The sequence below is a fragment of the Entomohabitans teleogrylli genome, assembly GCF_001484765.1.
Taxonomy (GTDB): Bacteria; Pseudomonadota; Gammaproteobacteria; order Enterobacterales; family Enterobacteriaceae; genus Entomohabitans; species Entomohabitans teleogrylli.
Window position 1 is genome coordinate 69,883 of sequence record NZ_LLXO01000028.1, and the last position, 8,736, is coordinate 78,618.

8 protein-coding genes and 2 pseudogenes are annotated in these 8,736 nt (G+C 48.3%); 9 read left to right on the forward strand and 1 reads right to left on the reverse strand.

Translation table 11 applies throughout. The annotated features are described in order from the left end of the window. The first annotated feature begins 259 nt into the window (after window positions 1-259). The 7 genes and pseudogenes from AQ981_RS21735 to AQ981_RS21755 all read left to right on the forward strand — a co-directional run bounded on the left by AQ981_RS21735 (window position 260) and on the right by AQ981_RS21755 (window position 7,384). Window positions 260-694 carry a DUF1795 domain-containing protein gene (locus AQ981_RS21735; RefSeq protein ID WP_058913863.1) on the forward strand — a complete coding sequence of 145 codons (435 nt, stop codon included), beginning with the start codon at window positions 260-262 and terminating at the stop codon, window positions 692-694. A 36-nt stretch (window positions 695-730) separates the two neighbouring features. Beyond that, window positions 731-4,966 carry an RHS repeat-associated core domain-containing protein gene (locus AQ981_RS21740; RefSeq protein WP_082683245.1) on the forward strand — a complete coding sequence of 1,412 codons (4,236 nt, stop codon included), beginning with the start codon at window positions 731-733 and terminating at the stop codon, window positions 4,964-4,966. Window position 4,967: 1 nt separating this feature from the next. Further along, entirely contained in the window at window positions 4,968-5,363 is a 396-nt protein-coding gene (locus tag AQ981_RS21745) for a hypothetical protein (protein ID WP_000357803.1), read from the forward strand. Between the two features lie 104 nt (window positions 5,364-5,467). Beyond that, window positions 5,468-5,623: pseudogene (locus tag AQ981_RS28575) on the forward strand (RHS repeat-associated core domain-containing protein); the annotation flags it as partial. 355 nt (window positions 5,624-5,978) lie between these two features. Then, window positions 5,979-6,428, forward strand: a complete 450-nt coding sequence (locus AQ981_RS28220) for a hypothetical protein (RefSeq protein ID WP_121500708.1) — start codon at window positions 5,979-5,981, stop codon at window positions 6,426-6,428. Window positions 6,429-6,593: 165 nt separating this feature from the next. Further along, window positions 6,594-7,109 (forward strand): annotated as a pseudogene (locus tag AQ981_RS28580) (RHS repeat-associated core domain-containing protein); the annotation flags it as partial. A gap of 11 nt (window positions 7,110-7,120) precedes the next feature. Beyond that, window positions 7,121-7,384, forward strand: a complete 264-nt coding sequence (locus tag AQ981_RS21755; protein WP_001601904.1) for a hypothetical protein — start codon at window positions 7,121-7,123, stop codon at window positions 7,382-7,384. Between the two features lie 45 nt (window positions 7,385-7,429). On the opposite strand, the gene AQ981_RS21760 is transcribed toward AQ981_RS21755, so the two are convergent. Beyond that, the gene (locus AQ981_RS21760) at window positions 7,430-7,690 is read right to left on the reverse strand and encodes a SymE family type I addiction module toxin (protein ID WP_275935314.1); all 261 of its coding nucleotides are present in this window, start codon (window positions 7,688-7,690) and stop codon (window positions 7,430-7,432) included. A gap of 320 nt (window positions 7,691-8,010) precedes the next feature. Here AQ981_RS21760 and AQ981_RS26380 point away from each other — a divergent pair, with 320 nt between their 5' ends. Continuing rightward, on the forward strand, window positions 8,011-8,310 hold the full coding sequence (locus AQ981_RS26380; protein WP_071608981.1) for an HNH/endonuclease VII fold putative polymorphic toxin: 300 nt from the start codon (window positions 8,011-8,013) through the stop codon (window positions 8,308-8,310). 102 nt (window positions 8,311-8,412) lie between these two features. After that, the gene (locus AQ981_RS26385) at window positions 8,413-8,715 is read left to right on the forward strand and encodes an Imm50 family immunity protein (RefSeq protein ID WP_249226368.1); all 303 of its coding nucleotides are present in this window, start codon (window positions 8,413-8,415) and stop codon (window positions 8,713-8,715) included. Window positions 8,716-8,736: the final 21 nt, after the last annotated feature.

Consider the following 8,736-nt stretch of genomic DNA (forward strand, 5'->3'; position numbering starts at 1 on the left):
CATGTTATATCGGGCGACTGTGACGTTACAGCAATACCGGAGACGATTTTTCAGGCAGGGGTTAAATATCATCAGGGAAAATTCCGGAAATATTCATAACCGGACCGCGAGGCTTTCCTGAATATAATTGGCTTACCTTCGTTTAAAGCGGTTTTGATATTTTTTTTATCCTTGATTCAGCTATCGCCAGCCTCCTGAGACTGTGATAAAACTCTATGCCATCATTCAGGATTGAATTTCATTATCACGGAGTAGATGGATGACTCAGGTTGTAACATCGCGCTGCGTTTTTAGCGAAGGGAGTATTACTCTGCCGGCAGGGTATCGTGAGCAGACCGTCAATATTCTGGTGGCGGAAAACGGTCCGTCGATGAACATTTCCCGGGATCGTTTGCGTCCCGATGAAGATTTTGAATCCTATCTGGAACGTCAGCGCCAGGTATTGCAAAAGGGGCTGCGCAAATTCCAGGCGCTGGATGAACAGCCTGCGGTGTTGGGTGATGGACTGATTAATGGCCTGACGCTGCTTTCCTGTTACCAGCCACAAAAAGGCCAGACGCTATACCAGCGCCAGGCTGTCTTTCCGGTTTCGCCCTCGGTGGTGCTGATTTTCACTCTGGTAAGCAATCATCCCCTGAGTGAACAGGATGAAGCTTTTTTTGTCGGCTGCCTGAGCAGTTACCAACTTCCGTAAAAGTCATATTTCGCACAGGGACAGGAGCGAACTTTCATGCTGGAAGCTGCGCGCGTTGGCGATGCTATCGGCCATTCTCACGCCCTCGCCGGGTTGATAGGCGGTACGATTTTAGGGGGCATCATCAATGCCGCTGGTGGGATACTCGGCGGGATGCTGTTTGCTGCTGGCTGCGCGTCCGCCTGTCTGGGCGTAGGTGTGCTATTGATTGGCGCCTCCGTGGCTGTGGGCATGGCGGCCAACTATCTCGGGGAGAAAGCCCGGGATGCCTGCGTCGAGGCGGGAGCGGGTTCGATGAGCCCCAGCGGGACTATTGTCACCGGGTCTACCAACGTCTTTATCAATAGTAAAGCCGCCGGGGTGGCGAGCCTCAGTACTGTTGCCTGCGACAAACACCTGTCGCAACAGGTAGCGCAGGGCTCTTCCTCTGTCTTTATCAATGGTTCGCCGGCGGCTCGTCGCAGTGATAAAACCACCTGCGATGCCACTATTATGGCGGGATCACCCAATGTATTTATTGGCGGCGCGGCGGCGACTACCGAAGCCATTAGCGCTGAAATTCCCGCCTGGGCCTATACCGTTTCTGAACTGACGATGTTCGCCGCGGGCCTGGTGAGTTTTGGCGGCGCGGCCAGTAAGGGGCCAGGGGCGATACAGAAACTGTTTGCCCGACTGCCGGGTTCAGCAAAAATTGCCCGAGTTCTCTGTATGCTGGGGCCGCTGGCAATAGTCGTTCCGGTGGTGGGTATTCTGGCTAATCCGGTGGATGTGACAAGCGGGCAAAAATTCCTCAATGACGAAGATGAGCTGGATTTTTCCCTTGATGGCGAGCTACCGCTGTTCTGGCAGCGCCGCTATCTCAGCAGCTATGCGTATGAGGGGGTGTTGGGTCGCGGCTGGAGTCTGTTCTGGGAAAGTGAGCTCCGGCAAGTGGAAGACGGCATTCTGTGGCGCAACGCGTGGGGCGATTTTATTCCTTTTCCGGATGTGCCGACAGGCCATCAAACTTTTTGCCCGGACGAGCAATGCTGGCTTACTCACCATAACGATGGTAGCTGGAGTATCAGCGATGCCGGCGCGCAGCGTTATCACTATCCGGCTTTCGACGCGGCGGGTCATGCCCCGCTCTGCGCCATCAGCGACAATGTCGGCAATCGCCAGACGTTCCACTACAACGAGCAGCGCCAGATGGTATCCATTACCGCGACCGACGGTCTGGCACTGAGATGTGAGTACCATTCCCGGTTCAATCGTCTGGCGGCTGTCTGGCAACAGACCGCTGAGGGAGAGGTATTACGCGCCCGCTACCAGTATAACGAGGATGGTTTTCTGGTGGCCGTCCGGCACCGGAGTGAAGCCGTGGTGCGCCGCTTTGGCTGGGACGAGCAAACGGGGTTATTGCTGTGGCATGAAAATGCTGGCGGATTACGTTGTCATTACCAGTGGCAGGAGATGGATGGTATCTGGTGTGTGACCGGGCATCACACCAGTGAAGGAGACGGCTACCGGCTGACCTGGGACGAGGAGAGCCTGCGGCGTATCGCTACCTGGCAGGATGGCAGTACGGCGGAATGGTTGCTGGACCATGAGCGGCGCGTGATTCGTTATACCGATCGTATCGGCAATCAACATCAACTGTTATGGGATAAGGCGGGCAATCCTGCTGGTTATCGATCGCCGTTGGGACATCTGCGACAGTGCTGCTGGGATGAACTCGGCAGGCTGGCGTCTGTCACTGACGCCAGCGGCGCCATGACCCGCTGGCAATATCAACGCAACAGCGATCGGCAGACTTTTGTCTTCTGGCCGGATGGGACCACTGAAAGCACCGACTGGGACGATCGTGGGCGCATCGTGCAGGAGACCGATCGGCTTTCGCAGTCCACCCGGTATCACTACCCCCATGCGAATACTCTTTTGCCGGACCGGATTACCGATGTCCTGGGCGGCGAGAGCCAGTTAAGCTGGAATGCCCGGGGGCAATTGACCGCTTATATTGATTGTTCCGGCCAGCAGACGCGCTGGCGCTACGATGCGCTGGGACAGCGGGTGTCGTTGTGCGATGCGCTGCAACAGGAAACCCGCTATCAGTATGACGATAGCGGGCAGTTGATCATGCTGACCCTGCCGGATGGTTCGACAGAACAGTTTGAGTGGTCCGGGGCCGGGTGGCTGCTCGCCCACCAGCAGGGAAATAACCTGCCGCGCCACTGGCGCTACAACGCGCGTGGGCAACTCCTGAGCTCCACGGACCGCCTTAACCGGGTTGTCCGCTACGATTATGATGTGGAAGGTCGCCTGCTGGCGTTAGATAATGGCAACGGCGGCGTGTATCGCTTTATCCGCGATGCTCAGGGACAGCTACAGGAAGAGCAGCGGCCTGATGATACCCGCTATGGTTATCATCTTAACGCTGATGGTCTGGTGGCGGAGATTGTGCAGCGCGGTATTGTGGATGCGCAAGACCGGCGTGCGGAGAAAATCACCAGATTGCGCCATGATGCCGTTGGGCGACTGGTTGAGCGCCAGACTCAGACTGAGCAAGTCGTGTATCACTGGGATGCCATGGGCAACCTGCTCAGCGCCAGCCGTACCCCCACAGAGCAGGGCGCGAAACTGGGGATCCTGCCCAATACCGTGACCTTCGAGAGGGATGCGCAGGGCCGTGTGGTCAGTGAACACAACGGTGAGGAAAAACTGGCTTACCACTATGATGCGCTGGGTAATCTGACCGGCCTTGAGCTGCCGGATAACGATCGTTTCAACTGGCACTATTATGGCTCCGGACATGCCACGGCGATCCGTTTTAATGAGCGGATAATCACCGAGTTTGAGCGCGATGCGTTGCACCGGGAGGTTAGTCGCACCCAGGGCGTTCTGGTGCAGCGCCGGCAGTATGATCGTCTGGGGCGCAGGCAGTGGCAGAGTAGTATCCACAGTCGTATCAGCGATTCCTTCAGAGCGCCGGAACAGGGCGTTCTGTGGCGGGCTTACCATTATGATGACCAGCATGAACTGGCGGCGGTGGAAGACAGCCAGCGCGGTATGCTGAGCTATGGCTACGATGAGGAAGGGCGGTTACGCAGTACCTATTCGGCGCTGACGGGGCAAACCGCAGTACATTATGACCATGCGGATAACGCCCTGATATTGCCGCTGCTGACGCAGAAGAGTGCCCCTTCAGCCCGTGGTAGTGCGCCGTGTCACGACAACCGACTGGCGCGCTGGGCGGAGTGGCGTTACCAGTATGATGCGTTCGGCAACCTGTCGGTAAGACAGAGGGGGGCAAGCAGTCAGCGCTACCGGTATGATGCGGATAACCGGTTGGTCGGCGCCCGGGGAGATGGCCCGAAGGGGCTGTTTGAGGCGCAGTATCACTATGATGCGCTGGGACGACGTCTGAGCAAGGTGGTCACCAGCCGTCGGGAGCGGCAGGAAACCCGCTTCCTGTGGCAGGGACTGCGGTTGCTGCAAAGCCGCACAGAGGGCAGGCAGCAGATATACTGCTATGACCCGAATGAAATTTACACGCCGCTGGCCTGTATTGAGCGCCGTGACGGAATGGAAAACCTGTACTGGTATCACAGCTGTCTGAACGGTTCGCCGCAGGAAGTGACCAACGAGCAGGGAGAGATGGTGTGGTCGGGTCAGTACGGTGTCTTTGGTCAGGTTACGCGCCAGACAGAGGCGATGTGGCGTAATTTCAGCAAGCCGCTGGGGGGATTCCATCAACCGCTGCGCTATGCCGGTCAATATCTGGATGAAGAAAGCGGACTGCACTATAATACCTACCGGTATTACGCACCGGAGGTGGGGCGCTTCACGACTCCTGATCCGATAGGGCTGGCGGGGGGGATAAATCTCTATCAATATGCGCCTAATCCGCTCTCATGGATTGATCCACTTGGGCTAAAATCATGTTTCTCTAGTAGTACAGGCCAGAAACGTGCTGAAGATATTATCAAAAAGCATGGCGGGATTCAGACCGCTGAGAATCGATATCAGATGCCTAATCGTCGAGCTGCAAGACAGGCTGCATCAGAAATAGCAGGGAATCTCGGTTCTGATCGTATCATAACAAGAAAGCCTGACTTTAGAGGTGGTCCATATACGTGGAAAGATTCTCAAGGACGTATAGGTGCTACAAACGCAAGTGGAACTGCGGGGTGGCGTGATGATATTTTAGGACATCCTGAATTCGGGGCTGGTTCCCATGTCAATGCCTGGAATGAGGCAGAGGGTATTTTAAGTAATTTACATTTGGATTATTAAAATGGACAAAATTATATTTAGATCCGAGTCTGATAGAGAGAATGCAAAGGCAAGTGATACCGAAGCTATTTGGTATACAGTAGTGAATGAGCTGAAACAATCAGAACAAATGGCAAGTACAAATCCATGGAACCAAGATGATGCGATTATAAAGAAAAGATTTTGTTTATTAGATGATTGTGTTATTTCTATACGTTCGGCAAGAGCTGAAGATAGAATAGAAAAAAGAGATTATAATAAAGGGTATTATTTTATTGAGATAATGAATCAAGATGAATCGATAAAATTTAGCTCACATAAAATATATTCATGGGAACAAGTTATTGAATGTGCGTCTTGGTTCAAAGGAGTATCTTTTTTAGCTGCGCAAAGAATATGGAAAGTAAAGAAGTTGTAATGAAATAGAATTGAAATAAGGGATGTTACCAGATATTATTTAGCACCCAGTGAATTGGGGTATGGTGATTGCTCCTTACTTTTTCTGAAACTATGCCTTGATGTCGCAAGGCGGGATTGCACTGCAACCTTCTGAAGTACTACGACTCGGACTGTGGAACATTTACGTAACCCGACCCGATAGGACTGCTTGGGGGAATAAACCTTTATCAGTATGCACCGAATCCGTTGTCATGGGGCGATCCGCTTGGTTTATTAAGATGTGGTCTGACTGGTAATGAGGTTGGTGATGCTTCGAATCTGCCTGTTATAAAGCCTGGTTCTAAAGAGTGGAAACAGGCTGTTGATACGATGAGGAATAATGGCAGTAGTAAGCCTAATTTTAGAGTTGCAGATAAGAGTACTGCGGAAAGTCTATTGAAAGACTCCAAACCTAAAATTCCGGAGTATCCAGAGTATTTTGGGAGTAAAAATTATCCTGATAAAATTGGTTTTGAACATCATCCTAATGAGTCTCATACTATGAATGCGCCAGAGAATAACCTGCCACATATAAAATGGTCGGATTATGGTTCAGGTAAGAAGGCTCCTGGTAGCGGAAAAGGGCATATTTTTTATGACTGATATCATTTTTGATGAAGCTCTCTACCCTATAGCTTGGCGTCTGAATTCAGAAGATTGTCGTTTATCTCCTGATGAGAAAAGAAAGATTGTGCTTCTTAATGGGGACGAGTCTGAGAAACTTTGGGAACAGTTTTTTCCATTTGATATGTTAATGAGTATTAAACCATCGCAATGTCGTATCATTGAAAAAATGGAACTTGATTTTGATGAGGCAGAAGAGTCTGCAATTTTTTTTCGCGAGAAACTAAGAGGGTTCTCCGATATTTTATTCTTTTGGGGGCGGAGAGCAGCGGCTATTGTCATTTCTTCGGACGTTTTTATAAAAGCATGGGATGATTTTTTCTATCCTAGTGATGAATCGAGTATTATTTATATTCCGAATACAAAAAATATAATTTTTTCTTATGAAGAAATGTTTTTCTATGCTGAAATATTAAAATAAAAGTGGCCTGGTAAGAAATTAACTCTTCCCGGCCTTTATAGCGGTACGATGCTTTGGAAACCCTGTCTTTGGCCTTAGAATTGAGCGAGGGAGTATCGGGATATGGCGGTAGCATATCTATATGATGCGGATTGACGGTACGATTGGCTCAGGTGATAAGATTGTTCGGATGACCCGATAGGGCTGGCGGGGGGGCTGAATTTATATGCCTATGCACCGAATCCGTTAATTTATATTGATCCACTTGGTCTTTGTAAATTAAGGGGAAGTGATGGGCGCTTCAGAAGTGCACAGAATATTCAGGAAGAAATAGGTGGCCTACCCAATTTTGCAGGAAAAACTCCAGGGGAAATACGACAAACTTTGCGTAATCGAGGTTATTCGTCGGTACAAGCGCATAGTGGGGGAGAGGTCTGGACAAAAGCATTACCTGATGGAAATACTGTTGCAGTGAGGCTTGACCCGGCAAATCCTCGCTCACCTTCACATTATGCTGATGCTGTACCTCATGCTCATATTGAAACAGTTCCAACATCCAGTGTTTCTAATGGGAATTATCGCCCGCGAGACGTGACTGGCAGGCATACTGCCACTGGTGGGGTTTCTGATCGAGGAACGAATCCGAATCATAACGCTGATGTTCACATTCCAATGTCTCTGGGACGATTCCCATATAATTAATGTGAGGTTTTATGAATATCCGAAATCAATATAATGAAGCCTTAAATAAATTAGAAGTTGATGTTAATGATGGTTTGAGAGATTTAATAAACATATATTGTGTGGCTATTGATTCTTTTGAAAATGATATCGTTGACTCGATTGCTTTATACGTGATTGATATGGGAAATAAAGATACTTGTCGATATCTACAAGAAATATTATCAGAGAATGAAGATCCTTATTTAGTAAAAGAATTTAATGCATGGATAAAAGAAATTAAGAAAAAATATTAAAATAAAAGCCGTGAAGGTTATAAAATCTTCCCGGCTTTTTATTATTTAACTCTCGTTCAGCACACTAAACATCCCGTCACGCATCCCCTTAACAGCCTGTTTAACCTGATAAAGTTCCCTGCGCAGTTCCTGCACTTCGTTGTTATCCGCGAGCAGGATCAGGCAGCCTTCCGAGATCTTCACTGTAACGCCCGTGCCGATCTCAAATCCCGCTTCTCTCAGCCATTTGGCGCTGATTTTGATCACCGGCGTGTCACTGCGGTTGGGCAGATAACCCACCGTACAGCGGCGCTGTGTTTTGGAAATAATATTTTTGTATTTAACCTGCTGATTAGATAGTAAAATAAACTTCGTGCAGATAGCTTATCTTTATCAGGGTGTGGCGGTAGCGTATGAACTATGACGTGATGGTTTTAGTGATTTATATACGAAACTGACAGTACGATCCGAACTTCGATTACATTGCGTGATTTGATCCGATAGGGCTGGCGGGGGGATTAAACTTATATCAGTATGCGCCGAATCCGCTGTCATGGATAGATCCATTAGGGTTAGCAGGATGTAGTGCTCAATTCGAATCAAGAAATGAAGCTTTCAGAGCTGCGAAAAGAGATGCTGGTATTCCAATGAATCAACAACCAGATAGAATATTTAATTCTAAAACTGGGTTGTATAGTGATCATAGAAATGTACCAATGACTGATTCCAGAAAAAATCCTATTTTTGATAGCAATGGTAATCAAGTCTGGATAAGGGAATATCAATTTACCAGAACAGATGGAACTAGAATTATTATCCAAGATCATTCTGCTGGGTACTCTTATCCAAATGGAATAAGAAATCAAGGTCCTCATTTAAATGTGAGACCAATTGAAAATACTCGAACGGGTTCAGCTCTTGGTACATTTGATCATTATGAATTTTGAGGAGAGCCACATGTACTGGAATAATATTGATGTAGTATATTATTTAACAAAGTTTTCACTAAATCTATTGAAGTAAATGAAATCGATGTCTTTGACATAAAAATAGATCGTGAAGCTGCTACAGTAATAATATCTTTTGACTTGGTAAATGAATTGCCAGATAACCCACCACCGAAATGGGTTAAAGGTTATAATAGATGTAGGTGTGGTATAAATTGTAGCGGAGTTAATTATTTAAAAATAGATGGTATGTCTACAGATATGTTGGCAAAAATAGAAATACATACTGATAATAATGAAGTTATAATAAAGGGGACTGCTATACTTTTAAATCTAAAGTGTTCTCACATACAACTTATGGGGCCTTCGGTATATATTAGCTGTATTAGCTCAGACCTGATCTGACAGTTACCGGTTATTCATACA

What these genes read in the sequence shown, in the direction of transcription:
- AQ981_RS21735 (WP_058913863.1), top strand. Translation starts at nt 260, where the DNA reads ATGACTCAGGTTGTAACATCGCGCTGCGTTTTTAGCGAAGGGAGTATT.
- AQ981_RS21740 (WP_082683245.1), top strand. Translation starts at nt 731, where the DNA reads ATGCTGGAAGCTGCGCGCGTTGGCGATGCTATCGGCCATTCTCACGCC.
- AQ981_RS21745 (WP_000357803.1), top strand. Translation starts at nt 4,968, where the DNA reads ATGGACAAAATTATATTTAGATCCGAGTCTGATAGAGAGAATGCAAAG.
- AQ981_RS28220 (WP_121500708.1), top strand. Translation starts at nt 5,979, where the DNA reads ATGACTGATATCATTTTTGATGAAGCTCTCTACCCTATAGCTTGGCGT.
- AQ981_RS21755 (WP_001601904.1), top strand. Translation starts at nt 7,121, where the DNA reads ATGAATATCCGAAATCAATATAATGAAGCCTTAAATAAATTAGAAGTT.
- AQ981_RS26380 (WP_071608981.1), top strand. Translation starts at nt 8,011, where the DNA reads ATGAATCAACAACCAGATAGAATATTTAATTCTAAAACTGGGTTGTAT.